The 24,001-nt window shown below is 51.7% G+C and carries 25 protein-coding genes and 1 riboswitch; of the genes, 9 read left to right on the plus strand and 16 right to left on the minus strand.

Going from position 1 to position 24,001, the window contains the following annotated elements; translation table 11 throughout:
• Window positions 1-28 precede the first annotated feature (28 nt).
• Window positions 29-523: a hypothetical protein gene (locus F5I99_RS15630; protein WP_151057589.1), complete on the plus strand. Its 495-nt coding sequence runs from the start codon at window positions 29-31 to the stop codon at window positions 521-523.
• A gap of 1 nt (window position 524) precedes the next feature.
• Here the strand turns inward: F5I99_RS15630 and F5I99_RS15635 are convergent, their stop codons facing one another.
• The 5 genes from F5I99_RS15635 to doeB2 all read right to left on the minus strand — a co-directional run bounded on the left by F5I99_RS15635 (window position 525) and on the right by doeB2 (window position 7,351).
• Window positions 525-1,766, minus strand: a complete 1,242-nt coding sequence (locus tag F5I99_RS15635; RefSeq protein ID WP_151057591.1) for a D-amino acid dehydrogenase — start codon at window positions 1,764-1,766, stop codon at window positions 525-527.
• A gap of 146 nt (window positions 1,767-1,912) precedes the next feature.
• Window positions 1,913-2,014, minus strand: a riboswitch (glycine riboswitch).
• Window positions 2,015-2,073: 59 nt separating this feature from the next.
• On the minus strand, window positions 2,074-3,435 hold the full coding sequence (locus F5I99_RS15640) for an NAD-dependent succinate-semialdehyde dehydrogenase (protein ID WP_151057594.1): 1,362 nt from the start codon (window positions 3,433-3,435) through the stop codon (window positions 2,074-2,076).
• Complete coding sequence (gene doeA / locus F5I99_RS15645; RefSeq protein ID WP_151057596.1) at window positions 3,435-4,754, minus strand: ectoine hydrolase; 1,320 nt, start codon at window positions 4,752-4,754, stop codon at window positions 3,435-3,437. Before doeA ends, F5I99_RS15640 begins: the two co-directional genes overlap by 1 nt.
• A complete protein-coding gene (locus F5I99_RS15650; RefSeq protein ID WP_151057598.1) occupies window positions 4,751-6,025 on the minus strand; it encodes an aspartate aminotransferase family protein in 1,275 nt (424 codons plus the stop codon). The genes doeA and F5I99_RS15650 overlap by 4 nt, the downstream gene beginning before the upstream one ends.
• Before the next feature lie 156 nt (window positions 6,026-6,181).
• Window positions 6,182-7,351 (minus strand): N(2)-acetyl-L-2,4-diaminobutanoate deacetylase DoeB2, encoded by a 1,170-nt coding sequence (gene doeB2, locus F5I99_RS15655; protein ID WP_151057600.1) that lies wholly within the window; start codon window positions 7,349-7,351, stop codon window positions 6,182-6,184.
• Window positions 7,352-7,622: 271 nt separating this feature from the next.
• On the opposite strand from doeB2, the gene F5I99_RS15660 reads away from it, so the two are divergent.
• The 7 genes from F5I99_RS15660 to F5I99_RS15690 are packed head-to-tail and all read left to right on the plus strand — an operon-like array spanning window position 7,623 to window position 12,222.
• The gene (locus F5I99_RS15660) at window positions 7,623-8,366 is read left to right on the plus strand and encodes a DUF1538 domain-containing protein (RefSeq protein WP_151057602.1); all 744 of its coding nucleotides are present in this window, start codon (window positions 7,623-7,625) and stop codon (window positions 8,364-8,366) included.
• A 10-nt stretch (window positions 8,367-8,376) separates the two neighbouring features.
• Window positions 8,377-9,177: a DUF1538 domain-containing protein gene (locus tag F5I99_RS15665; RefSeq protein WP_151057604.1), complete on the plus strand. Its 801-nt coding sequence runs from the start codon at window positions 8,377-8,379 to the stop codon at window positions 9,175-9,177.
• A complete protein-coding gene (locus F5I99_RS15670; protein WP_151057606.1) occupies window positions 9,167-9,520 on the plus strand; it encodes a P-II family nitrogen regulator in 354 nt (117 codons plus the stop codon). Before F5I99_RS15665 ends, F5I99_RS15670 begins: the two co-directional genes overlap by 11 nt.
• A 3-nt stretch (window positions 9,521-9,523) precedes the next feature.
• Window positions 9,524-9,928 carry a CBS domain-containing protein gene (locus F5I99_RS15675; protein ID WP_151057608.1) on the plus strand — a complete coding sequence of 135 codons (405 nt, stop codon included), beginning with the start codon at window positions 9,524-9,526 and terminating at the stop codon, window positions 9,926-9,928.
• 54 nt (window positions 9,929-9,982) lie between these two features.
• A complete protein-coding gene (locus F5I99_RS19900) occupies window positions 9,983-11,470 on the plus strand; it encodes a DUF1538 domain-containing protein (RefSeq protein WP_151057610.1) in 1,488 nt (495 codons plus the stop codon).
• On the plus strand, window positions 11,467-11,820 hold the full coding sequence (locus F5I99_RS15685) for a P-II family nitrogen regulator (protein ID WP_151057612.1): 354 nt from the start codon (window positions 11,467-11,469) through the stop codon (window positions 11,818-11,820). Before F5I99_RS19900 ends, F5I99_RS15685 begins: the two co-directional genes overlap by 4 nt.
• A gap of 15 nt (window positions 11,821-11,835) precedes the next feature.
• Window positions 11,836-12,222, plus strand: coding sequence for a CBS domain-containing protein (locus F5I99_RS15690; RefSeq protein ID WP_151057614.1), 387 nt, complete (start codon window positions 11,836-11,838; stop codon window positions 12,220-12,222).
• Window positions 12,223-12,286: 64 nt separating this feature from the next.
• Here the strand turns inward: F5I99_RS15690 and lipA are convergent, their stop codons facing one another.
• From lipA to F5I99_RS15745, 11 genes are all read right to left on the minus strand, one after another.
• Complete coding sequence (gene lipA, locus F5I99_RS15695; RefSeq protein WP_151057616.1) at window positions 12,287-13,261, minus strand: lipoyl synthase; 975 nt, start codon at window positions 13,259-13,261, stop codon at window positions 12,287-12,289.
• An 8-nt stretch (window positions 13,262-13,269) separates the two neighbouring features.
• Window positions 13,270-13,854, minus strand: a complete 585-nt coding sequence (gene lipB, locus F5I99_RS15700) for a lipoyl(octanoyl) transferase LipB (protein ID WP_233282136.1) — start codon at window positions 13,852-13,854, stop codon at window positions 13,270-13,272.
• 63 nt (window positions 13,855-13,917) lie between these two features.
• The gene (locus F5I99_RS15705) at window positions 13,918-14,193 is read right to left on the minus strand and encodes a YbeD family protein (RefSeq protein WP_151057621.1); all 276 of its coding nucleotides are present in this window, start codon (window positions 14,191-14,193) and stop codon (window positions 13,918-13,920) included.
• Window positions 14,194-14,212: 19 nt separating this feature from the next.
• Entirely contained in the window at window positions 14,213-15,370 is a 1,158-nt protein-coding gene (locus F5I99_RS15710; protein WP_151057623.1) for a D-alanyl-D-alanine carboxypeptidase family protein, read from the minus strand.
• Window positions 15,371-15,455: 85 nt separating this feature from the next.
• Complete coding sequence (locus F5I99_RS19905; protein ID WP_151057625.1) at window positions 15,456-16,334, minus strand: septal ring lytic transglycosylase RlpA family protein; 879 nt, start codon at window positions 16,332-16,334, stop codon at window positions 15,456-15,458.
• A gap of 67 nt (window positions 16,335-16,401) precedes the next feature.
• Window positions 16,402-17,544, minus strand: a complete 1,143-nt coding sequence (gene rodA, locus F5I99_RS15720) for a rod shape-determining protein RodA (RefSeq protein ID WP_151057627.1) — start codon at window positions 17,542-17,544, stop codon at window positions 16,402-16,404.
• The gene (gene mrdA, locus F5I99_RS15725; protein WP_151057629.1) at window positions 17,537-19,426 is read right to left on the minus strand and encodes a penicillin-binding protein 2; all 1,890 of its coding nucleotides are present in this window, start codon (window positions 19,424-19,426) and stop codon (window positions 17,537-17,539) included. The genes rodA and mrdA overlap by 8 nt, the downstream gene beginning before the upstream one ends.
• A gap of 9 nt (window positions 19,427-19,435) precedes the next feature.
• Complete coding sequence (gene rlmH / locus F5I99_RS15730; RefSeq protein WP_151057631.1) at window positions 19,436-19,903, minus strand: 23S rRNA (pseudouridine(1915)-N(3))-methyltransferase RlmH; 468 nt, start codon at window positions 19,901-19,903, stop codon at window positions 19,436-19,438.
• A gap of 2 nt (window positions 19,904-19,905) precedes the next feature.
• Window positions 19,906-20,253, minus strand: coding sequence for a ribosome silencing factor (gene rsfS, locus F5I99_RS15735; protein WP_151057633.1), 348 nt, complete (start codon window positions 20,251-20,253; stop codon window positions 19,906-19,908).
• Between the two features lie 7 nt (window positions 20,254-20,260).
• Window positions 20,261-20,920, minus strand: coding sequence for a nicotinate-nucleotide adenylyltransferase (gene nadD / locus F5I99_RS15740; protein WP_225307437.1), 660 nt, complete (start codon window positions 20,918-20,920; stop codon window positions 20,261-20,263).
• A gap of 3 nt (window positions 20,921-20,923) precedes the next feature.
• Window positions 20,924-22,180, minus strand: a complete 1,257-nt coding sequence (locus F5I99_RS15745; RefSeq protein ID WP_151057635.1) for a glutamate-5-semialdehyde dehydrogenase — start codon at window positions 22,178-22,180, stop codon at window positions 20,924-20,926.
• A gap of 166 nt (window positions 22,181-22,346) precedes the next feature.
• Between F5I99_RS15745 and F5I99_RS15750 the strand changes: the two genes are divergently transcribed.
• On the plus strand, window positions 22,347-23,996 hold the full coding sequence (locus tag F5I99_RS15750; RefSeq protein ID WP_151057636.1) for a hypothetical protein: 1,650 nt from the start codon (window positions 22,347-22,349) through the stop codon (window positions 23,994-23,996).
• Window positions 23,997-24,001: the final 5 nt, after the last annotated feature.

Consider the following 24,001-nt stretch of genomic DNA (forward strand, 5'->3'; position numbering starts at 1 on the left):
CATCAGTTTGCTCAGTAAGGATTGTACAATGCGAACAGCCATATTTGGCTTTATGCTGTTGTTACTGACGTCAGTCAGTCCGGTAGCCGAAGCGATTGACTTGCGCGAACTGCGTATGATCAACCATCAGGTCAATCTGGATTACCAGCGTCAACAGCAAACTGGACAACGATACAGTCATTCAGCGCTGGCCAAATACCATCTTGTTCGCCAACGTTTTCCTGATGCAAGAATGATGATTACCCATGCCCAGCATGTCACTCCCAGCGGCTACGAGATTGAACCCCACACAGTCGTGACTGTCGAGGCAGACAACCGAATTTGGGTTATGGATTATGAATTACTCAATATTTATACCGCTGAGGACCGTCGGGATCTGAAGCCGGTCACTAGCATTGAGCTCCGTGGGGACCAGGTATGGATTCACCATAACCATAGAGATTGGAGCATTCAAAGTAGTCAGCCAGCCGATCCAGCCACTGAAGCCAGGCTGAGATCGACTCTCTTGAACTCAGCCAGCTAGGCTAGACAGTTACCAGCTTATCTGAAGCTACACGGCCATCAACAACAGTTGCCAGCATATCGGCCGTAACCGCACTCAACGTCCACCCCAAATGCCCATGACCCGTATTGTAAAACACTGTCGGCAGGCGCCCGCGGCCCACTTTGGGCATCATATTCGGCATCATCGGTCTTAACCCGGCCCAGGGCACGACACTGCGGGTACTGACACCCGGAAAGCATTGGTTGACCCAGTCGACCAGGGGTTTGATACGGTCTGCACGAATATCCTTGTTGTAACCATTAAACTCAGCGGTACCGGCCACTCGAAAGCGGTCCTGCCCCAAACGGCTGCTCACCAATTTGGTTTCGTCATCCAGCAAGCTGACCTGAGGCGCAGCCGCCTGACTTTCAGCATCCAGTAGATTAACGGTAATCGAATAGCCTTTCACCGGGTAAATGTTCACCCTGTCACCCAAAGCCGACGCCAGTTTTCGGCTACCGACACCTGCGGAAACCACCAACGCATCAAATTTATGTGACACTTTTTCACCCTGATGACTAACCACCACAGTAGCACTCTGCCCATCCGCCATGACATCCACAACGTCCTGTTCATAGAGACAATTAACGCCCATGCGCTCACAAGCGTTTGCAAGCCCCTGGGTATACTTATGGATATCACCCGTAGAGTCACTTGGAGTTAGAAAGCCACCATAGAACTGCCCCTTAAGTGTGGGCTCGACCTGGTGGATTTCGCAGCCCGTCAGGGTTTCACGTTGCAGACCACCCTTTGCCAGGAGTCTGGAAACTCCTTGCGCATGTTCAAAGCCAGCTTTATCACGATAGATATGCAGTATGCCCTTCTGCTTGAGATCAAAATCAATCTGCTCATCGGCGGCCCAACCCAGTAATAACTCACGCGCGGCGATTGCCAGCCGTGCAGTTTCAGTGGTGTTTTGCTCATACTGGGGAATAGCGGCGATAAACTCGGCAAACCAGGAGAGTTTATGCCAGGAAGGCTTGGGGTTAACCAGCAGCGGGGCATCTTTTTTCAACATCCATTTCATGCCTTTGAAAATGGTCGCCCAGTAGGTCCAGACTTCGGCATTGGAAGCAGACAACTGCCCACCATTGGCAAAGGAAGTTTCCATCGCGGCATAGCGCTGCTTTTCGAACAGGGTAACCTGGTAGCCACGTTTGGCCAGGGCATAAGCTGAGGTGACGCCGGTAATACCGCCGCCGATAACTGCAATTGATTTCATCGTGAAAACTCCGAAGCAACATAGGGTTAGACAGGTTCTAATGTGTACCTGCCACCCCCTCCGTCGCTGTACCTGAGAGATTCACGCCAACAACAGCGCTTGCTCCTTCGGTGTGCCGCTGCAAGCGACAACTCTTCGGAGTTTTTTGATCAATACCGGTCCATTTGCCTGAGAGTTTCCGGGGCGGTTGCTCCTTCGGCGCCGCTCAACCTTTTAATAAGGCCAGCGATCTCTCCCGATATCATTCTTAAACTTGTGCCAGTTTAACACTACCCTGACGGCGCATCCATGCGCCCAAAGAATAATATTAACCCAGCCAGATCTGCTGCGCATTAACGAACTCATGGATGCCCTGAGGACCCAGCTCCCGTCCCAGCCCGGAGCGTTTAATCCCGCCACTGGGTAAGCGTGGATCGGTTTTGACTATGCCATTCACCGCCACCTGCCCCACTTCCAGACGGCGAGCCAACTGCTCACCACGACTGCGCTCTGTCCACACCCCCGCAGCCAGGCCGTAACGGCTATCGTTGGCCAGAGCAATGGCTTCATCGGCATCAGCCGCTTTCATCACCACGGCAACCGGTCCGAAGGTTTCTTCTACAGCGGCGGTCATACCCGGCTTAACATCAGCCAACAAGGTGACTGGATAGAAGAATCCGGCCCCCTCGGGCACCTCTCCACCCAACAAACAACGGGCTCCCGCCGCCACCGTTTCAGTCACCTGACGATGCAGATTCTGGCGCAGATCATCACGTGCCATAGGGCCGACATCGGTAGCGTCCTCCGCAGGATCACCCAGCTTCAGGCGTGCAAGACGCTCTTTCAACATCTCCAGCAACTGATCATAGATAGAGGCTTCGACAATGATCCGTTTTGCGGCGATACAGGACTGGCCCGCATTGATGATCCGCGACAGGGTAATGGTATCGGCGGCTTTTTCCAGATCAGCATCAGCCAGTACGATACAAGGATCAGATCCACCCAATTCCAGTACCACCGGCTTAATTTCCGAACCGGCAATCGCCGCCACGGCACCACCGGCTTTTTCAGACCCGGTAAGCGACACTGCCTGTACACGCGGATCACGAATCACCGACTCTATGGCGGCATTATCCATAGGCATATTCTGCATAATGCCAACCGGAGCGCCCACTTGCTCAAACAGGTCGGCAATGGCTTGCGCACTGGCGGGCACATGCAAATCATGCTTCATCAGGCAGGTATTGCCAGCCATCAGCGCCGGAGCACAAAAACGAAACGCCAGCCAGAAAGGCGCATTCCAGGGCAGAATGCCCAACACTGTACCCAATGGCAGATACTGCACATAGCTGTGACTGGCATCGGATTCCAATGTCAGGTTACTGAGATAGCTCTCAGCTTGTTCAGCATAATGCTCAGCACACCAAGCCGCCTTGATTACTTCACCCCGGGCCTCTTTAATCGGCTTACCCATTTCCAGCGTCATCAGCGGTGCCAGGGTTTCCACGTTTTCACGCAGTTTAGCCGCAACCGCTTTAAGCACTTCAGCACGCTGGGCATAAGAGGTATGCTTCCAACTGCTATAAGCCTCTCGGGCACGCACCAGGGTCGCTTCTTGTGCCACCGCATCCAGTACAGGCGAGTCCTGCAACTTTTCACCAGTGGTCGGGTTGATTACGGGCACTGTCATCAAGCACTCTCCTTCTTTGATTTACTGATTTTCTCTGCTGTTTTTATATTGGCCTGAGCGGAGACCAACTGCATATCAGTGGGCGCAGACAGCTCTTTCTCTTCTTTCTGGCTCTCTTTGGCTGGCTTTTTACCTTCTTTCCCTTTCGGTGCATATTCCGGTTTGACCACAAAGTCTTCCGGCAGGGTAAAGAAGGATTCACAACCCTTAGCAGTGATATGCAAGGTATCCGAAATACCCACGGTTTTATCGCCGTCCACACCCCACATCCATGGAATGATATGAAAGGTCATACCCTCGCGCAGCACACTGGAATCGCCCTGTTTGAGACTGATGATATAACCCTCATCCCAGCTCGGTGGAAAGGCGATACCAATGGAGTAGCCCGAACGCGTAATCAACCGGCCACCGACATCATTACTGGTAATAATGGCGCGAACCAGATTATCTGCATCCGATACGGTCAAACCGGGGCGCAGCACTTCCTTAAGTTTGTGCAGCGCCAGCTTCATGGTTTCCTGGGCCTTGTAAAAGGAGTCGGTCATATTACCCAGTACCACCGTGCGCATCATCGCCGTGTGATAGCGGCGGTAACAGCCGCCCACCTCAAGAAACACATGCTCACCTGCTTCGATCTTGCGACCTTCCCAGGTGGCATGACCTATCATGCTGCGCGGCCCGGAGGTCACGTAGGGCATAACGGCTGGAAACTCCCCCCCGGCACAAAACATCGCATGGCTGATCGCTGCGGCCACCTCATTTTCGGTTACATCAGCAGTGCAGGCATCAAAGCCAGCCTGCATGCCTGCCTCGGTAGCCAGCGCCGCTTTACGCATCACCTCTATCTCATACTTGGATTTGGTAATGCGCCCCTCTTCAACAATACCGAAGCAGTCCAGCAGACGGCCATTAGTAAAGGTGGTGTGAATAGCATCCTGATGGTAAGCCGGGAAAAAATAACTGTTACGTTCATAACCGATATTTTTCCCACTTAAGCCAAACTCCTTAAGTGCCTCGACCAGCATCTGGATAGCATCCCCGGTATCCGGATAGGGTCGTGTGATCTCAACCCAGGTACGGGCGTGGATATTTGACTCCTCCAACACCCGGGTAATCATAAACGAGTCTTTTTCCAACGGCACCACCAGTGCCTGGAAGAAGGAGTACCCCGTGGTCTGATAATCCGTCAGATACATGATATTTTCGGGATCACTGATCACCACCGCATCCAGCAGTCGTTCCCGCATGCGCTGCCTTAACTCGTTGATACGCCGCTCGTACTCTTCGAACGGAAACGTCATATCATCGCGTTTTTTCATTGAGCCTCCTTGGCCGCCTTGACTGCTGCAGCAAAAATTTCCAGTCCCTGAGTCAGATCTTCATCCGGTATGGTCAGCGGCGGAATCATTTTAATCACCATGCCGCCTGTACCACAGCCACCCAGCAGTAGCCCACGGTTAAAGCACTCAGTAACAATCGCTTTGGATAGCGCACTGTCACCTATATCGAGGGCTTGCATCATGCCTTTGCCTCGCACCTGCCAGGCACCCGCGCTGGTAGCGGCTATGGCATCCAAAGCAGCAGCCATCTGCTCGCCTTTGCGCTTAACCTCAGTCATGAGCTTGTCGTCGTGGAAGTAGGACATCGCCACCTTACCGGCCACAAAGGAAAAGCCCTGACCACGGAAAGTCCCGGTATGCTCACCGGGAGACCAGTGCTTGTCATGCTCAGGTTTGACCAGGTTCATCGCCAGCGGCGTGCCAAAGCCACCGATGCCTTTCGCCAGGGTAACGATATCAGGATCCAGCCCCATGCCATCAAAACTGAAGTAACTACCGGTACGGCCACAGCCCGCCTGAATATCATCCAGAATGAACAAAGCCCCCAGATCGTGAGCCAGTTTCTGTACTGCCAGCAACCACTCTTTACTGGCTACATGCACGCCACCTTCAGCCTGAATCGGCTCAATCACAAAGGCGGCTGGTGGTTCCAGACCACTGGAGCTGTCGGCAAACTGTGCCCGCAGTCGGTCAACTGAATCGACGCCACAGCCCATTTCACAGCTACGGCAAGGGGTTTCGCAACCAAATGGCATACGTATCACATGTTCCAGCGGTACACCGGCCGCGTTGCGGAAATAACTGTTTGCCGTCAGCGCCAGTGACCCTAAGGTCATGCCATGGAAGCCATGAGTGCAAGCCACTACAGTTTTACGCCCGGTAACCCGACGAGCCAGTTTTAACGCCGCTTCAACCGCGTTGGTGCCGGTAGGCCCCATAAACTGCATTTTGTGGTTCATCCCTCGCGGGACCAGCACGGTTTCAGCAAAGGCTGAGAGAAAATCACGCTTAACAGTCGTGCTGGTATCCAGACTATGCGCGATCCCATCCGCCTCAATAAATTCAATCAACGCCTTTTTCATCAAGGGGTTGTTATGCCCGAAATTAAGCACCCCTGCACCGGCGAAGAAATCGATATAAGATTTGCCTGCTTCATCGACCTGCCGGGCGTTTGAAGCGGATTTGAACACGGTTGGATAAATACGGCAGTAACCGCGGATCTCTGATTCCCACTTTTCGAATACCTGCATGGAAATCCTCCTTCATCATGACAAGGGTTTGAACCCGTTATAGATTCTGTCTGGTCGTCAATTATTTTTCTAACCAGACAGCATTTGGTTAGGCCGCTGACAATTCAGCTGCCCGGACTAGCAGCAACCGGGAAACATCCGAGGTTGCTATCAGGGTCAGGTCTGCTCCGGAACCGGAGCGCCTGCAAGTCTTGAAAATACCCGCGTCACCCTGGATATCAGGGCATCATTAAAATCGTATTGCGCATTATGACAAGGTCGTCCATGCTGCAACTGACCATCATCGCTCCCGATCAAAGCGAATGCACCGGGTATTTCCTTAAGATAGTAACTGAAGTCCTCCGAGGCCATAATCGGCAAGGGGGTAGACTGGCTCAACACCTGCTCACCAAACTCTGACTCCAGTTGCTGGCGAAAGTTTGCCGCTGGCTCCGGATGATTAATGGTGGCATCGTAGCGCGGAAAAATTTCCACCTGACACTGCGTGCCATAAGCTCTGGCAGTTGCCGTTGAGATTTCTTCAATCAATGACGACAGTACCTTGCGCGTGGCTGGTTGTGCAATACGAAAGCCCCCTTCAATCACCGCCGTATCTGGAATCACGGTAGGTGAACTGCGCGCATCCACTGATGTGACGCTCAACACTGTAGCATCTTGGGGTGGCAAACGGCGACTGACGATCTGTTGCAGCGCCACAACAATCGCCGACGCCGCCAACACTGGATCCTGACACGCCTCCGGTTGACTGGAGTGTCCGCCCTGTCCAGTTACCGTCAGACGAAAGGTGCCGTTACCCGCCATCACCGCTCCATCCGGGCACACCGCCTGACCAAACGCAATGGCTGGCCAGTTGTGCCAACCATAAATAACATCTATACCCTTTAGAGCCCCTTCCTCGATCATTCGCAGCGCGCCATGACCACCTTCTTCTGCTGGTTGAAACAACAGCGTCACCGGCCCAGGCAGTTGCTCTTCATGAGCCTTAAGCCAATAAGCGGCCGCCATCAAGGTAGCAGTATGACCATCATGCCCGCAGGCATGCATACAGCCGGGGCTCTGAGAGCTCCAAGGCATGCCACTTTTTTCATCTATAGGTAGCGCATCCATATCACCGCGCAAGGCAATGTGAGGGCCCGGCTTATGCTGGGCCAACCGACCCAGCGTGCCATGCTTGGCACAGGCTTCCCAGGGTATATTTAGCGCGGTTAACTCCTGACGTATACGCTCGGCCGTCGCCACTTCTTGCCAGGTTAACTCAGGTTGTTTATGCAGTTCACGACGCAGTGAAATGGCTTGTTGAATATGCTGGTCCCAAAGTGCGGTCAAATCTGTAACTCCTAACGGTTTCCCACTAACTACACCAGGCCGAGTAAACATCAGCCTGTGAAATTTTATTTCTTAGCACTAAAGATAGCAGAGGATGAAGCAGATGCCACTGGTTTTCCTAAAAAGTTATGCTCAATAGCACTCCTTATAATAATAGCCATAATTTTCATGCCGATTTAAATAACCTTATGATAATATTTAGCTAATATTAATGTTAATAAACCCAGACGATTCACCCTACCGACACCCAGCAGGTTTTAGCTTTCAGTTTATGGATTTACTCATCAGCTTTGCCAGACAAGCCAGAGACAGTTTCAGAGATCTGATTCCTGTAATACTGGTCATGGCTTTTTTTCAGCTCATTGTGATTCGTCAGCCACTGCCGGAGGGAACCAGCTATGTTGACCTGATTATCGGGCTGATATGTGTTCTGGCGGGCCTGACGCTGTTTATCAAAGGATTACAACTTGGACTCTTCCCTATTGGCGAAAGTCTTGCCCATGCCTTTGCAAAAAAGTCCTCAGTTTTCTGGCTACTGCTGTTCTCTTTTGCACTGGGTTTTGGAACGACCATCGCCGAACCGGCATTGATTGCGGTAGCTGGCAAGGCCGCTGAAGTCATCGCCCTAGGCGGGCTGATTGATGAGAACTCGCAGGCACAAAGCCGCTTTGCCATGGAGTTACGACTGGTCGTAGCTATTTCTGTCGGCAGCGCCGTAATGCTGGGGGTATTACGCATACTCAAGGGCTGGCCGCTACACTACATCATTATTACAGGCTATGTGTTGGTCATGCTGTTAACCTTGATCACGCCGGATGCAATCATTGGTATCGCCTATGATTCAGGCGGCGTGACCACCTCAACCATCACTGTCCCTCTGGTAACAGCCCTGGGCGTCGGACTGGCATCGTCAATCAAGGGACGCAACCCGATGCTGGATGGGTTTGGCTTGATAGCTTTAGCTTCAGTCATGCCGATCATCTTTGTGCTGGCTTATGGGCGGCTGACTTTATGAGGCACGACTGATGGAATTTTTAACCATTTTTTTCAACACAGCACTCGATATTGCCCCCATCGCCGCCATCATTTTCGGCTTCCAATATCTGGTCATACGAAAAAAAGTTCATCGACTAGCCTCCGTATTGGCCGGCTTTGCCATGGTTCTGCTTGGGTTGAGCTTGTTTCTGCTGGGGCTGGAAAAGGCGCTATTTCCGATGGGCAGCATGATGGCGGAACAACTGACATCTCAATCCTTTTTACCCGCACTGGCTGATGGCGCCCAGCGTCACTGGAGTGACTATTACTGGGTGTATATTTTTGCTTTCACCATCGGCGCCAGCACCACGATTGCTGAGCCCTCACTTATCGCCGTTGCTATTAAGGCTGGCGAAATTTCTGGCGGAACCATTAACCCACTCATGCTGCGGATCGCCGTTGCACTAGGTATGGCTACAGGAATTACTTTGGGAAGCTGGCGAATTGTTACAGGCACCTCACTGCAAGGGTTTATTCTGGCCGCCTATGTATTGGTGATCATTCAAACACTACGCTCACCGCGAAGTATTATTCCGCTGGCGTTTGATTCCGGTGGCGTAACCACTTCCACGATTACAGTACCCATTATTGCAGCGCTGGGCCTTGGATTGGCAAGCTCTATACCTGGACGAGACCCGCTGCTGGATGGGTTCGGCATGATTGCGCTGGCCTGCCTGTTTCCAATTATTACTGTAATGGGCTATGCGCAGCTGGCGGCATGGCTGGAAAAACGTAATCGTAATCATCGGGAACGGGACACCCGACCCAAGGAGACCACTGATGCGCTTTAAATTAATTCTGGTGTTTGTCGACGATGACAAAACTGATGCCCTGCTGGATGCCGCCAGAGATGCGGGTGCTACAGGAGCAACGATTATCAACAATGCCCGCGGCGAAGGGTTGAATAAAACCCGCGGGATATTTGGTCTTGAGATCACCAGCAGTCGTGACGTGTTGCTATTCCTGGTTGAGGAACACCGTTGTCGCAAGATTTTGGAAAAAATTGCCGAAGTCGGTGAGTTTGATGATTCACCAGGCACCGGCATAGCCCTACAAATCGATGTAGAAGATGCGCTGGGTGTTAAACACCAGATTAAAAAGCTGGCCATGCAGTTTGATGATAAAGAGGATTAAGCTATGTCTAAAGGCACCATCAAAACCGTCAAGGATGTGATGAATCAACATTTTTGCAGGGTTGACGGCTTACTCACAGTTGAAGATGCCGTCACGCTAATGCAGCGTAGTAACGCACGGGTATTAATTGTAGACAAACGTGACGAACAGGATGAGTACGGTATCGTATTACTCTCAGATATAGCCAAAAAAGTACTGGCAAAAAACCTGTCACCAGAACGGGTTAATATCTATGAAATCATGTCGAAACCTACACTGTGTATACGTAGCCAGATGCAGATACGTTTCTGCGCGCGTTTATTCAATAAGTTTGGGCTAGCTGTCGCACCAGTAGTCGATAAAGAAGATGATATTATCGGAGTGATTAACTATGATGATCTGGTTCTGAGCGGGCTGCCCAACCTGTGACAGGATCCAAGCATAAACAAGCCAGACACCCACTACCCTGTTTGAGAGGCTGACTTGCTGTACCTGAATAATTTTGCACATGCATTTTTACACGCCTTAAAGAACCTGTTACCGATCGTTGTTGTCGTGCTGTTCTTTCAGTTGGCTATTTTACAGCAACTACCGGAAAACAGCCTGAGCATGGCCTTTGGTTTACTCGTCGTTGCTGTCGGCGTCGCGCTGTTTCTGCAGGGTCTGGAGCTGAGCATCTTCCCCGTCGGCAAAAGTCTCTCCAACCAATTCGCCAAAAAGGGGTCAGTACCCATTTTGCTGTGCTTTGGTTTTGCCTTGGGATTTTCAGCCGTGGTCGCCGAACCGGCACTCATCGCCGTTGCCAGCCAGGCACAAGAGATCAGCGAAGGCCGCATCGATGCGCTGGTGCTTCGCCTGTTAGTTGCCACTTCAGTTGGCTTTATCATTGCACTAGGGGTTTTTCGCATCATTTTCGGCCACCCGATACATTGGTATATGATTATTGGTTATATCATCGTGGTCGGCGTCACCTTCTTTGCACCCGAAGAGATCGTTGGGCTGGCGTATGACTCTGGCGGTGTCACCACTAACATTGTCACCGTCCCCTTGATTGCTGCACTGGGGATCGGCTTGGCCTCTTCAATTCGTGGACGTAGCCCCCTGATTGATGGCTTTGGTTTGGTTGCGCTGGCGGTGATGGTGCCAATGATCAGCGTGCAGCTTTATGGTATTTTTGTTTATGCCATAGATGCCGACAGCGCTTCGGCTCAGGCTGTGCAGAGTGTGGAACTCGCCGTAACTCACCCTGTAGTGCAAGGGCTGCTAGATCTCCTGACCATGTTCCGGGATGTACTGCCCATCCTGATCACCATTCTATTTTTCCAATACATTATTCTCAAGCGGCCCTTATCCAACCCACCTAAAATTGCCTTTGGTTTTTTGTTGGTGATTATCGGTCTGTATGCATTTGTTGTCGGGTTGAAGATCGGACTTTTTCCGATCGGCAACAGCATGGCAGAGCAGCTCATTTCACTGAACAGTTATGCATATATTTATCTGTTTGCTTTTATGATCGGCTTTGCAACCACCATGGCTGAACCGGCTTTAATTGCTGTGGGTCAACAAGCTGAAGAAGCCGCTGCAGGTAAAATAAAGGGTAACGTCATTCGTCTCCTGGTTGCCGTTGGGGTAGCGGTTGGCATTACAATAGGTGTTTTCCGACTGATCAGCGGCGGATCGATTCACTACTTTATTATTGGCGGTTACACGCTGGTAATCCTGCTGACCATGTTGTGTCCAAAATACATCGTGGCACTGGCTTTTGACCTGGGTGGTGTAACCACCTCAGAGGTAACCGTTCCACTGGTAACGGCACTAGGTATCGGACTGGCCACACATATTGAAGGGCGAAATGTATTGATCGATGGCTTTGGCTTGATCGCATTTGCGTCCATTTTTCCAATCGTTACAGTCATGTGCTACGCCATCGCCGTTGACTGGCTGAATAAATTCAACAGGGCTGAATCATGAAATTTTCTGTATTGACAGCAATCGTGTCTGAAGACTACGAGCAAAAAGTGATTGACGGTGCACGTGAATTAGGTGCCGGTGGCATCACATTGTTATCGGGTCGGGGAATCGGCAGTGATGCGAAAAAAACCTTCTTCGGCATGACCTATGAAGGCAGTCAATCGATCATTATTATGGTATTGGAAAAGGGCTTATCGCTGGAGATTCTCAAATCCATCCAGACGCTCATTGTCGATAAGAAAAACAATGACTCCCATGGCGTGGTGTTTACCCTTCCATTGGAGCACCTTGGCGGAATAGACCTGTCACAACTGGCAAAATTTGAGCAACATCTGAAAGAAAACCTCTAAAAAGGAAGGCATTTCATGCTGGTAAAAGATGTCATGGTGAACGATGTTATAACCGTTTCACCCTTTGCAACACTGCGTGACGCACTGAGCCTGATGAAGCGTCACAAGCTGAAATCACTGGTAGTGGAAAAAACCAATGACAATGATGCCTATGGTTTGATTACCTATACCAACATTGTCAAAACGGTAGTGGCCGAAAGCGGCGATATCGATCTGATCAATGTCTACGATGTGTGTGCCAAACCTGTTATTTCAGTAGGGCAGAGCCTATCGGTAAAACACGCCGCGTCACTGATGATCACAAGTCGGGTCAAGCGCATTCTGGTGTTGAAGGATAACGAGATGGTCGGACTGTTATGCATGAACGATATCGTGCAGACATTACTGAACGATCTTGAGTAATCGCTACCGGTATCTGGTACATCTTGTTAAATAACTCAGATACCGGTAGCTTTCGTAGCCGGTTTTAACCGACCTTCTCACCCTTGGCCTGCAGATCAGCATGGTAAGACGAGCGTACCAGAGGGCCACTGGCAACATGGCTAAAGCCAAGTGATTTGGCGATGCGGCCAAACTCATCGAACTCATCCGGGGTAACAAAGCGATCAACCGGCAGGTGATTACGGCTTGGCTGCAGGTACTGACCGATGGTGATCATATTGACATCATGGGCGCGCAGATCCCGCATTACCTCAATAATTTCTTCATTGGTTTCACCAACACCCACCATCAAACCCGACTTGGTTCTGATTTCAGGACGTAAGGCCTTGTAGCGTTTCAATAGCTCCAGTGACCAGGCGTAATCAGCACCAGGACGGACTTTCTTGTACAAACGCGGCACAGTTTCCAGGTTGTGGTTAAACACATCTGGCGGTGTTTGCTGCAGGATCTCCAGAGCGATATCCATACGCCCACGGAAATCCGGCACCAGGGTTTCTATCTGTATATTGGTAGCCAAACGCCGAGTTTCGCGAATGCAGTCGGCAAAGTGCTGTGCACCGCCATCACGCAGATCATCTCGGTCTACTGAGGTGATAACCACATAACGCAGGCCCATATCGGCAATGGCTTCCGCCAGTTCCAGCGGCTCATTTTCAGCCAGCGCATTAGGGCGACCGTGTGCGACATCACAGAAGGGACAACGTCGGGTGCAGATATCACCCATAATCATGAAGGTGGCGGTACCGTGACTGAAACACTCGCCCAGATTAGGGCAACTGGCCTCTTCACATACCGATGCCAGCTTGTGCTTGCGCAACTTGGCTTTGATCCGCTTCACTTCAGCATTGGAGCCCATTCTGACGCGAAGCCAATCCGGTTTACGTGGCATCTCATCTTTTTCGGTCGGAATGACCTTAATCGGAATACGAGCCATTTTTTCAGCACCACGGAGCTTGACGCCTTGCTCGACGCGGACAAGTTTTGCAGGAGTATCAGACATAATAGTATTCAGCTTTCCAGATGATTAGCCAACTCAACCTGCGGGTAGTCGAGCCGTTTAACCAAGTAATTTAGTAGGTTTTTAGCCGCACTGTCAATATCAGTGTCCGGACAGAGATCTCGCAACTGGGTCATCTGCATACCGGCGTAGCCACACGGGTTGATTCTGGCAAAGGGTTGCAGGTCCATATCGACATTCAATGCCAGACCATGAAAAGAGCAACCGCGCCGAACCCGCAAGCCCAGTGACGCAATTTTACAATCATCAACATACACACCTGGAGCATCGGCACGTGCAACGGCGACTTGCCCATGATCTGCCAGCAGCGCAATGACGGCCTCTTCCATCAGGGTAACCACGTCCCGGACACCCAGTTTTTTGCGGCGCAAATCCAGCAGCAGGTAAGCGATCAATTGCCCCGGACCGTGGTAGGTCACCTGACCGCCACGGTCTGTTTTAACCACCGGTATAGGGCCGGGATTGAGCAGATGCTCGGCTTTACCGGCCTGCCCTTGGGTAAATACCGGGTGGTGCTGTAACAACCAGATTTCATCTGGCGTTTCCGCCTGACGCTGAGCCGTAAACTGCTGCATCTGCTGCCACACCGGCTCATAAGGCTGCAGCCCGAGTGTTCGCACGATTAGATCAGGCACGGATCAAAGTACCATATGTACACGACCAGAAGCTTTCAATGCTGCAAACAAGTCTTGCAACTGCTCCTCTCCGGTGGCCTTGATTTTCAAACGCACTGAACGAAACCGACCGTTGCGACTATCCTGAACACTGACCTTTTCCAGGTCCAGGCCAGGATCAAAACCTTTCACTGTCTCGACCACAAAACCATAAAAGTCATTGTCATTATTGCCCACTACTTTGATCGGATAGTCCGCACAGGGAAATTCGATTTTAGGTGCTTCGGGTGAATCAGTCATAGCCTCAGCCACCTCAGCTCTAGTTGATCAGATTCATAAAGAACTGCAAAATACTGTGCCACAGCCGCTTGAAAAAACTGCCAGGCTCAACCGCATGCAGCGCCACCAAAGGGGTCTCTGAAATCACTTCGCCATCCAGTGATACTACCACCGAGCCGATAGCATCGCCCACAGCAACAGGTGCCTGGATATTGCGTGGCAGATCCAGCAGCACTTCCAGACGATCCTGCTGCCCACGCGGCAGAGTCAGCGAAAGGTTTTCGAGTACACCCATGCTCAGGTTATCGACTTCGCCGCCCCAGACTCGCTGATCGCTGATCGACTGACCGGCGGCATAAAGCTCAGTACTTTCGTAGAAACGGTAAGTATAGGCCAGTAGCTGCTGGGTTTCCTGCGCCCGCGTCTCTTCGCTGGCAGAGCCCATCACCACGCTGATCAGGCGCATACCATCACGAACGGCTGAAGACACCAGGCAGTAGCCGGCTTCATCGGTGTGTCCGGTTTTGATACCGTCTACCGTATCATCACGCCACAACAAGCGGTTACGATTGGGCTGACGTATATCATTAAACTCAAAGTGTTTTTCGGCATAAATCGGATAATATTGTTTAGAATCTGTGATCAGTGCACGCGCCAGTATCGCCAGATCGTAAGCAGAAGCATACTGGTTATCCGATGGCAGGCCTGTGGCATTTTCATAGTTGGTGTTGGTCATACCCAGGCGGCGGGCATGCTGGTTCATCAGATCAGCGAACGCTCTTTCACTACCGGCAATATGTTCAGCCATAGCGACAGACGCATCGTTACCAGAAGAGATGATAATACCCCGCAACAGATCAATTAATTTAACCTGCGTGCCTTCCTGAATAAACATACGAGAGCCGCCAGTACGCCAGGCTTTTTCACTGACATTGACCATTTCATCTTCAGACAGATTGCCATTGATCAGTTCCAACTCCGCAATATAGCTGGTCATGATCTTTACCAGGCTCGCTGGCGGGTAGCGCTCATGTTCATCTTTAGACAGAATAATCTGGCCAGTAGCCGCATCCATCACCACATAAGAACGCGCTGCAACCTGCGGGGGGGCTGGAATCATCGATGCCTGCACCTGGGCAAAAGCCAGCAGACTGAACAACAGGGCAAGCAGCGTACGACTCAAAAATCTTGTATTCATCGGTTTTGGCATCCGTTTCGGTTAACTCATCGAAGGTCAGCAAATAGACTTCCGAAAAAAAGCATGGTTCAACACATTGTCAGTATTAAGGTTCTGCAACCAGATGGGGAGAATGAAAACCCGCACCCGCCAGACTGGCAATCAGATTGTCCAGCGGCTCACCCACATTCAGCGGCCCTATCTTAACACGATAAATCGGCGAACCAGAGGGGTTGGCGGTGTAAATTCCGACCGCAAAACCCGCCGCAAAGGGCATGACCTGCTGCTGTGCCCTACGAGCTGATTCCTCACTGGCAAATGCACCTATCTGCAAATAGCGCCGATCATGTGAGGCTTTCAGCGAAGTTGATACAGCGGGTGCTACAGGGCCTGCTGCCAACGTCGGAGCCTGCATCTGCCCTGAAGGACGCGGCGTGATAGCCTCAACCTTAACCCGCCCTGTGCCTCGCTGCAGGATATCCAGACGATAAGCCGCCGCATAGGATAGATCGATCAGCCGATCCTGATGAAATGGCCCTCGGTCATTCACTCTGACAATAACACTTTTTCCGTTATCCAGATTTGTAACCCGAACGAATGAAGGAATTGGCAGGCTCTTATGGGCGGCTGTCATTTCATACATATCATACACCTCACCATTGGAGGTCAGGTGGCCATGAAACTTCATGCCATACCAGGAGGCGATACCACTTTCCCGATACCCCTCTGCACTTGGCATCACCGTATAGGTTTTACCAAACACTTCATAAGGGCTGCGGTTTCCACCACGACTCAAGGGCTCGTAACGAGGCACAGCATCTGGCACTTTACTAACATCAGGCGGGGTCGCCGGTGCCTTGTCATGGGTCATGCTGTAACGACCTGAGGGGTCTGTCGGATGAGTAACGGGTGCCTGTGGACTCGGTCGTGACGAACACCCCGCCAGCATCACAACAAGCAATAAACTTATAAGCCCTGCACGCATCTGCAACCCCTATCAGCACTTGCCAGTCCCGGTTTTACACTTTGCCTGATCATTTTACTCTCCAGCATCAATGCCTTTGCACCCCTGAATGTGCACTGACTGACATCAGAATGCCAAAACCAGCCATCAGTGTCACAATCGATGTTCCCCCATAGCTAATCATCGGCAAGGGTACTCCGACAACCGGCAACAAGCCGCTAACCATACCAATATTGACTGTCACATAGACAAAAAAGGTCAAGGTCACGCCTCCAGCCAGCAGCCTGGAATAACTGTCAGCCGCCCGCGCCGCTATAATCATACCGCGCGCTATAATCAGCAAATAAAGCAGTGTCAGCAGAGCAATACCGTACAGCCCCAGCTCTTCACCAATTACGGCAATAATAAAATCAGTATGGGATTCAGGCAAAAAATTCAGCTGTGACTGCGTACCCTCTAACCACCCCTTACCAGAGATGCCACCAGAACCTATCGCCGTTTTTGATTGGATAATGTTCCAGCCTGATCCCAGCGGGTCACTTTCCGGATTCAAAAATGTCATCACGCGCTGTTGCTGATAGGGTTTCATGATGTTCCAAAAGACTGGCAAAGCGGCAGCCATCAGACCCAGAGCCACTAACACATAACGCCAATAAATACCGGATAGCAAAATAACAAAGATTCCCGAACTGGCAATCAGCAAGCTGGTACCCAAATCAGGCTGCTTCATGATCAGCACCGTAGGTATGGCCATAATAATTACAGCAACGACCAGACGCTTTAATGTCGGGGGTAAATGATCACGCACCAGAAAAGCAGCCATCGCCATCGGTAGCACCAGCTTCATCAGCTCAGAAGGCTGAAAACGAAATCCGGGCAGGGCGATCCAGCGCTGTGCACCCTTAGCCGACACACCAAACAACATCACTGCAATCAACAAGGCCACACCAATAAGATAAAGCCAGGGAGCCAACAGCATAAAAGAGCGAGGCCGAACTTGTGCCAAAAAACCCAACAGGGTGAAACCAGCAGCCATACGGACTGCCTGGCGCTGCACATACTCCATATCCTGACTCGATGCACTGTAGAGTACGAACAGGCCAAAGCCACATAGAATTAGCAACAGCAAGAGCAACCAGGCATCCAGGTGAGTATAACTCCACCATCCCGGCGTTCGCTGAAAGTGATTACTTGCTCCTGGCATGGTCCTCTGGAAATCGCGACTACTCATCCTCAGCCTCCAGTTCATAGCGATCCAGCAACCAGGCGTCCATCACTTGACGCGCTATAGGCGCAGCCACACTGGAGCCGCCCCCAGCGTTTTCTACCACCACGGCAATGGCAATTTGTGGATCATCAGCCGGCGCAAAGGCAATAAACAGCGCATGATCATGATGGCGTTCACTCAATTCCTCTGGCTTATACCGCCCGTCATCCGGTATGGCGACCACTTGTGCAGTACCGCTCTTACCTGCCATTTTGTATTCCAATCCCTGACCAACACGCCTTGCCGTTCCTGTTGGTCCATGCATAACATCAACCATGCCCTGAATAACTGAATCCCAATACTCAGGATGTTTAATGGCTACATCATCCGGTACAGGATGCTCTTTGACCATATCCGGCAGGGTCAGCGACTCACCTTCATCAGTTTCTTCAACTACCCCCATCAGCAAGCGGGGCTGCATCCATTTACCCCGGTTAGCCAGTACATTAGCGGCTACAGCCAGCTGTAAGGGGGTTGCAACAAAAAAACCCTGACCAATACTCATATTCACCGAATCACCGGGATACCATGGCTCTCCGAGGTTCCCGCGCTTCCAATCAGCCGAGGGCAGAACACCGCGTATCGCTTCGGGTGTATCCAGGGTGGCAACCTCGCCAAAGCCAAACATACGTAGATAACGCGCCATCAACTCATTTCCCATACGGTGGCCGACATCATAAAACCAGGTATCTACCGACTGAGCTATAGCGAGATTCATATTCACCCGCCCGTGCCCTCCACGGCGCCAGTCACGATAACGCCGACCACCAGGGGTGATCTGATAATAGCCAGGATCCCAGATGGTATAATCAGGCTGAACCGTTTCAGAATCTATTGCTGCCATCGCCATAATAGGTTTAATCGTTGAGCCAGGTGGATAGCCACCACGCACCGCCCGATTGAACAAGGGCAGATCGACATCATCGCGCAACGCATTGTAATCCGTATTGGAAATGCCCATTACGAACAGATTAGGGTCATAGGCGGGTGTACTGACCAGCGTCAGGATTCCACCGGTTTTCGGATCCAGAGCGACGACAGAAGCTCGCTTTCCTTCCAAGAGCTTTTCTGTAAACTGCTGCAGCCGCAGATCAAGACTCAACTTGATGTCAGCTCCGGGCGCTGGATCATTCTGTTCCAGAACACGCAATACACGACCACGGGCATTGGTTTCAACTTTCCGCGATCCGACTTCACCATGCAATATCGGCTCATAAAAACGCTCAATACCGAGTTTTCCCAGGTAATTAGTACCGGCATACTGGACTGGATCCAGAGTTTGCAGATCACGTTCGTTAATCCGCCCCACATAACCCAAAACATGGGCCAGGGACTCGCCATAAGGGTAATAACGAATCAGATCAGCTTCGACCTGCACACCGGGTAATTTATGATAGTTGACTGATATTCTTGCAATTTCATCTTCGGTTAAACGAAAGCGCAAGGGTACTGACTCATAGGGACGACGACGCTGCTGCAGACGCTGGCGAAAGCGCTCCACATCACGCTCACTGACGTCAATCAGTTCGGCCAATGCCGCCAGCGTCTCATCCATGTCACGAATTTCTTCACGCAATAGCGTCACACTGAAGGTCGGCTGATTATCAGCCAGCAGGATACCCTGACGGTCGTAAATCAGCCCCCGTCGCGGGGCCACAGGCTGTAACTGTATGCGATTACGATCAGAAATTGCGGAGTAGCGATCATACTCCATCACTTGCAGAAAGTAGGCACGACCCACCAGCACCATAAACACCAGGGTAACGATGACAAATGCCAACAGCGCCCGACGCTTGAAAGTTCGCGCCTCTCGACTGTAATCCTTGAGTGTTTCCGCCTGCTGCATAATAACCTGTTATTTATGGTAGGGATGACCCTGAAGCAGGGTCCAAGCACGATAGAGTTGTTCAGCAAGCAGTACTCGCACCAATGGGTGAGGCAGCGTCAAGGCTGACAATGACCACTTCTGATCAGCCACTTGCAGACAACGTGGGTCCAGACCATCCGGCCCCCCCACCAACAGACTGACATTACGCCCCTGCATGCGCCAGTTTTCGGCATGGCTGGCAAGGTTTTCTGTCGACCAGTGTTTGCCTTGGACATCCAAGGCGATAACCTGTTCATTTTTGCCTAAAGCCGCCAGCATAGCATCACCTTCGGCACGCATTGCACGTGCCGGATCAGCGCCCTTCCCTCTGTAGCCAGGAGGCAGCTCCACCAGTTCCAGCTGAAAGTCAGCTGGCAGGCGTTTGCTGTATTCCTGATAGCCAGCTTCGACCCAGCCCGGCATTTTCTGACCCACAGCCAGTAAACGTATCCGCATAATCAGGAAATGGCTTCAGCATCTTCCGGGGAGTGCCGCCACAGGCGTTCCAGATCATAGAAGCTGCGCGCATCTGGCATCATCAGATGGACCACCAGATCACCCAGGTCCACCAGAATCCAGTCGCCACTTTCCTGCCCTTCCGAACCGATGGGCTGCACACCTTCTGCTTTGACCTTTTCCATAACTTCACTGGCCATGGAAACCACATGACGACGGGATGTACCACTGGCAATCAGCATGAAATCTGTCACGCTGGATTTGCCGGTTACATCCAGGACAACCAGGTCCCTGGCTTTCATATCGTCTAAAATTGCCTGCACTTTTTTGATCAGTTGCTCAGTTTGCATCACTAATCTATTTACCTCGTTTATAGCCGTAAAGCTGATGTTGTTTAATGTATTCCCATACCTGATCAGGCATCAAATAGCGCGGCGATTGCCCTTGACTGATCAGTTCACGTATCTGTGTTGCTGAGATTCCCAAGGGCGTCAGTTCGTGAATTAGAACACCACCGCAGGGCTTTTCTGTTAGCAGATGCGATGATTTGATCGCATGCTGCCGGGTAAACTCATCCATCTGCGCGACTGGCTGATACCGATAACCGGGACGCGCGACCGCAATGATATGACAGAGTGATAAAAAAGTATGCCAGTCTTTCCATTGTGGCAGAGTTAAATAGGCATCCATACCCATGACCATGCAAATCGGCCGCTCCGGCCCCAGCTCATCTCGTAATGACGCCAGTGTCAGAGCAGAATAGGAAGGCTTCGATGAATTAACCTCACGTGCATCGACACACAAACTCGCGGCGTCAGCCACCGCCAGCCTGACCATGGTCAGCCGATGTTCGGCTGAACAGCCAGGATGCTGACGATGAACTGGCGCGCCTGACGGGATCATCGTGACCTGACTAAGCTGCAACCACTGCTGAATTTCCAGTGCAGTTCTTAGATGGCCATGGTGGACAGGATCAAAGGTGCCCCCCATAAACACAAAGGGCTCATTTATCTGCATTGATTACTGCCGGACATGCCCATCTCCCAGAACGACGTACTTCTCAGATGTCAGCCCCTCCAATCCAACCGGACCACGGGCATGAATTTTGTCCGTAGAAATACCGATTTCCGCACCCAGACCATATTCAAAACCATCAGCAAAACGGGTGGAGGCATTCACTATCACTGAACTGGAATCCACGGCCCGCAGAAACACCCGGGCGTCGGTATAGCTTTCCGTAACGATCGCATCGGTATGGTGTGAACCATACTGATTAATATGCTGGATGGCCTGCTCAAGACTGCTAACAACTTTTATGGCCAGCACCGGGGCCAGATACTCTGTTGACCAATCACTCTCGTCTGCCGCTTTAATCAGTGGCAGTAATTTTAACGTTTCAGGACAGCCGCGCAACTCCACCCCAGAAGCTTGATAACGCTCAGCCAGATCCGGCAATACAGCAGAAGCCTGTTCGTTATGCACCAACAGGGTTTCCATGGTATTGCAGGTGCCGTAACGGTGGGTTTTGGCATTCAAGGCGATATTGATCGCTTTGACCTTGTCAGCGGCCCTATCGATATAGACATGACAGACGCCATCCAGATGTTTGATTACCGGCACGCGAGCATCCTTAGCGATGCGCTCAATCAATCCCTTGCCTCCGCGCGGAACAATTACATCGACATAGTCAGGCATACTGATCAACTGGCCCACGGCCTCCCGATCAGTGGTAGCGACAACCTGCACCGCCGTTTCCGGTAAACCCGCCTCACGCAAGCCACTGATAATGCACTCAGCAATTGCCTGATTGGACTTCAGCGCCTCCGAGCCACCACGCAGAATCGTCGCATTACCCGATTTGATGCACAGACTGGCGGCTTCCGCAGTGACGTTAGGCCGAGACTCATAAATAATCCCGATCACACCCAAGGGCACCCGCATTTTACCCACCTGAATGCCTGACGGCCGGTAGTTCATACCGGTAATACCACCGATTGGATCGGCTAACGCCGCCACCTGATGCAGCCCTTCGATCATATTATCGATACGCGCCGAAGTCAGCTCCAGACGATCAAGCATGGCTGCATCAAGGCCTTTAGCACGCCCGGCTTGCATATCCTCAGCATTGGCCTGCTCTAACCTAGGTCGAGCGGCATCCAGAGCGGCTGCCATGGCAAGCAATGCCCGGTTTTTCTGCCCTGTGTCTGCACTGGCCATTTGGCTGGCGGCCTGCCGAGCTTGCTGGCCCAACGCAATCATATACTCTTGTGTATTCATCCAGACTATCCGTAACGCGTAAAAACAACCATTATAGCCTGCCAGGGAGCGGGGGTCATTCGCATTTAAGTCAATCGTCAAAGTATCCATTCCTCTGTGTGACTACTGGCCACGAACTGGTATCATTCAACGCTTGTTCTAAGGTCTTTCCGGAAGCCACCCTGTTATGCAAACAGTGCCACCCAACACCGACAAGGCTCCACGCCCAATGCGCGCTATACTGGCCGCCATTCTGGCATTTACTCTGGGTCTGATCACCACCCTGGTATTGATCCAGATGGACAACCAGCGGATTGCCGAAGAAGAAGCCCTGCTCAGCAGTGGCGCCTTGGCAGAAAGCGCTGCGTTGCTGCTCAAACCCCTGGTCATGAGCGAAGACAGAATCAGCCTAAACTATCTGCTCAATGAACTGGCCAATCAACCCATGATCCGGGGTATGCGCCTGACTGACAACCAAGGCAATGTGCTTGGCATCAGTGGAGAGCATCAAGGCCGTTCATTGAACGTGCCGCTGATACGTAACGAGGAATCACTTGGTGAACTGACTGTCTGGGCCGACCCAGATTCCTTATTGGCCGTGCTAAAGCGTCAGCAGTTAATGATTCTCTTGGCTGCCATGGCTACGCTGCTGCTTATGCTTATGGGCATCTGGCTGAGCCTGCGTCCTGTCAGGGTAGCAACCGCAGATATCGAGCATCAGGACACCCCCACCGAGCGCCAATTTGACCAGGTGATGCAGGAAATTAGTCAAGAAGATAACGGCTCGGACAGCCTGCCGATTCTTGATCCGGATGATATCGACGATCTGGAACTGTCCCCGGTATTGCCACCTGAACCGGTGAAGATAAAGCCCCCCCCCACACTTGAGCACCCAGCAGATAAACCGGCAACACCCGATCGTTTTGTTGCTGAGCGCGACAAACCCGACCCGGCAGACCATACCTTCATCAGCTTTAGTGCCCGTGACGAGGAACTGAATGATCAGGAACTGGTGTCGCTACTGAAACCTGAGCGCGAACGTGGCCCCATTCCCCGATTCACACCAGCCACAGCCGGGCATATGCGTGACCCGGATAGCCAGGATGATGACGCTTACGTTGAATTGGAAGAGCAGAAATCTGCACCCCCGGTTGAAGAAACGTCTCGTCTGCGTAACAACCCCTTACTCAGCGCGCTGGATGAGGATGAAGAACAGTTAAACCTCTATGCTTTTGAGCAGGATCTGGAGCTGATGTTGCCGGCCGAAGAGGCTGGCTATCTGCTGCTGATCGATGCCACCAGTGCACATTCTGAACTGGTCGAGGAGGAAGAGCATCAATCGCTGCTGAAAACTTACCGTATGCTGGCCAACTCAGTGGCTGTCATCTATAACGGACGGGTGGTTAAAGCGAGCAATGCTGATCTACAGATGATTTTTGATCAGCCCCAGGCCGATGACACCCACGGCGTGAATGCCATGTGTGCGGCCATGCTGTTCACGCATTTATACAAACAGTACAATCAGTCACGCATCCGCCAGTTCCGCCCCGTGATGAACCTGCACATGGCGTTGGTGCGAGGTAAGGCAGAAAAGCTGGAGCGACTACTGGAAGAGGCACGTTTCCTCACCCGCACTACCCAGAGCAACGAGCTGATTAGCCATACCGCACTCACCGAAGCACCGGATCTGAAGCGCACCCTGTTGGATGGTGCCAGCATTCGCCGGGAAGATGAAGACAAGGTACTGGTGTTGCAGATCAGTAAATCCTATCAGGATTTATTGGAAAAGCAGTCACGCCACCTGATGATTAAACTCAGCCAGCGTGAACCTTCTTAGCTAAT

It is taken from the genome of Nitrincola iocasae, assembly GCF_008727795.1.
GTDB lineage: Bacteria > Pseudomonadota > Gammaproteobacteria > Pseudomonadales > Balneatricaceae > Nitrincola > Nitrincola iocasae.

Coding starts and splice junctions, on each gene's coding strand:
- F5I99_RS15630 (WP_151057589.1), top strand. CDS start 29: ATGCGAACAGCCATATTTGGCTTTATGCTGTTGTTACTGACGTCAGTC.
- F5I99_RS15635 (WP_151057591.1), bottom strand. CDS start 1,766: ATGAAATCAATTGCAGTTATCGGCGGCGGTATTACCGGCGTCACCTCA.
- F5I99_RS15640 (WP_151057594.1), bottom strand. CDS start 3,435: ATGACAGTGCCCGTAATCAACCCGACCACTGGTGAAAAGTTGCAGGAC.
- doeA (WP_151057596.1), bottom strand. CDS start 4,754: ATGAAAAAACGCGATGATATGACGTTTCCGTTCGAAGAGTACGAGCGG.
- F5I99_RS15650 (WP_151057598.1), bottom strand. CDS start 6,025: ATGCAGGTATTCGAAAAGTGGGAATCAGAGATCCGCGGTTACTGCCGT.
- F5I99_RS15660 (WP_151057602.1), top strand. CDS start 7,623: ATGGATTTACTCATCAGCTTTGCCAGACAAGCCAGAGACAGTTTCAGA.
- F5I99_RS15665 (WP_151057604.1), top strand. CDS start 8,377: ATGGAATTTTTAACCATTTTTTTCAACACAGCACTCGATATTGCCCCC.
- F5I99_RS15670 (WP_151057606.1), top strand. CDS start 9,167: ATGCGCTTTAAATTAATTCTGGTGTTTGTCGACGATGACAAAACTGAT.
- F5I99_RS15675 (WP_151057608.1), top strand. CDS start 9,524: ATGTCTAAAGGCACCATCAAAACCGTCAAGGATGTGATGAATCAACAT.
- F5I99_RS15685 (WP_151057612.1), top strand. CDS start 11,467: ATGAAATTTTCTGTATTGACAGCAATCGTGTCTGAAGACTACGAGCAA.
- F5I99_RS15690 (WP_151057614.1), top strand. CDS start 11,836: ATGCTGGTAAAAGATGTCATGGTGAACGATGTTATAACCGTTTCACCC.
- lipA (WP_151057616.1), bottom strand. CDS start 13,261: ATGTCTGATACTCCTGCAAAACTTGTCCGCGTCGAGCAAGGCGTCAAG.
- lipB (WP_233282136.1), bottom strand. CDS start 13,854: ATGCAGCAGTTTACGGCTCAGCGTCAGGCGGAAACGCCAGATGAAATC.
- F5I99_RS15705 (WP_151057621.1), bottom strand. CDS start 14,193: ATGACTGATTCACCCGAAGCACCTAAAATCGAATTTCCCTGTGCGGAC.
- F5I99_RS15710 (WP_151057623.1), bottom strand. CDS start 15,370: ATGAATACAAGATTTTTGAGTCGTACGCTGCTTGCCCTGTTGTTCAGT.
- F5I99_RS19905 (WP_151057625.1), bottom strand. CDS start 16,334: ATGCGTGCAGGGCTTATAAGTTTATTGCTTGTTGTGATGCTGGCGGGG.
- rodA (WP_151057627.1), bottom strand. CDS start 17,544: ATGAGTAGTCGCGATTTCCAGAGGACCATGCCAGGAGCAAGTAATCAC.
- mrdA (WP_151057629.1), bottom strand. CDS start 19,426: ATGCAGCAGGCGGAAACACTCAAGGATTACAGTCGAGAGGCGCGAACT.
- rlmH (WP_151057631.1), bottom strand. CDS start 19,903: ATGCGGATACGTTTACTGGCTGTGGGTCAGAAAATGCCGGGCTGGGTC.
- rsfS (WP_151057633.1), bottom strand. CDS start 20,253: ATGCAAACTGAGCAACTGATCAAAAAAGTGCAGGCAATTTTAGACGAT.
- nadD (WP_225307437.1), bottom strand. CDS start 20,920: ATGCAGATAAATGAGCCCTTTGTGTTTATGGGGGGCACCTTTGATCCT.
- F5I99_RS15745 (WP_151057635.1), bottom strand. CDS start 22,180: ATGAATACACAAGAGTATATGATTGCGTTGGGCCAGCAAGCTCGGCAG.
- F5I99_RS15750 (WP_151057636.1), top strand. CDS start 22,347: ATGCAAACAGTGCCACCCAACACCGACAAGGCTCCACGCCCAATGCGC.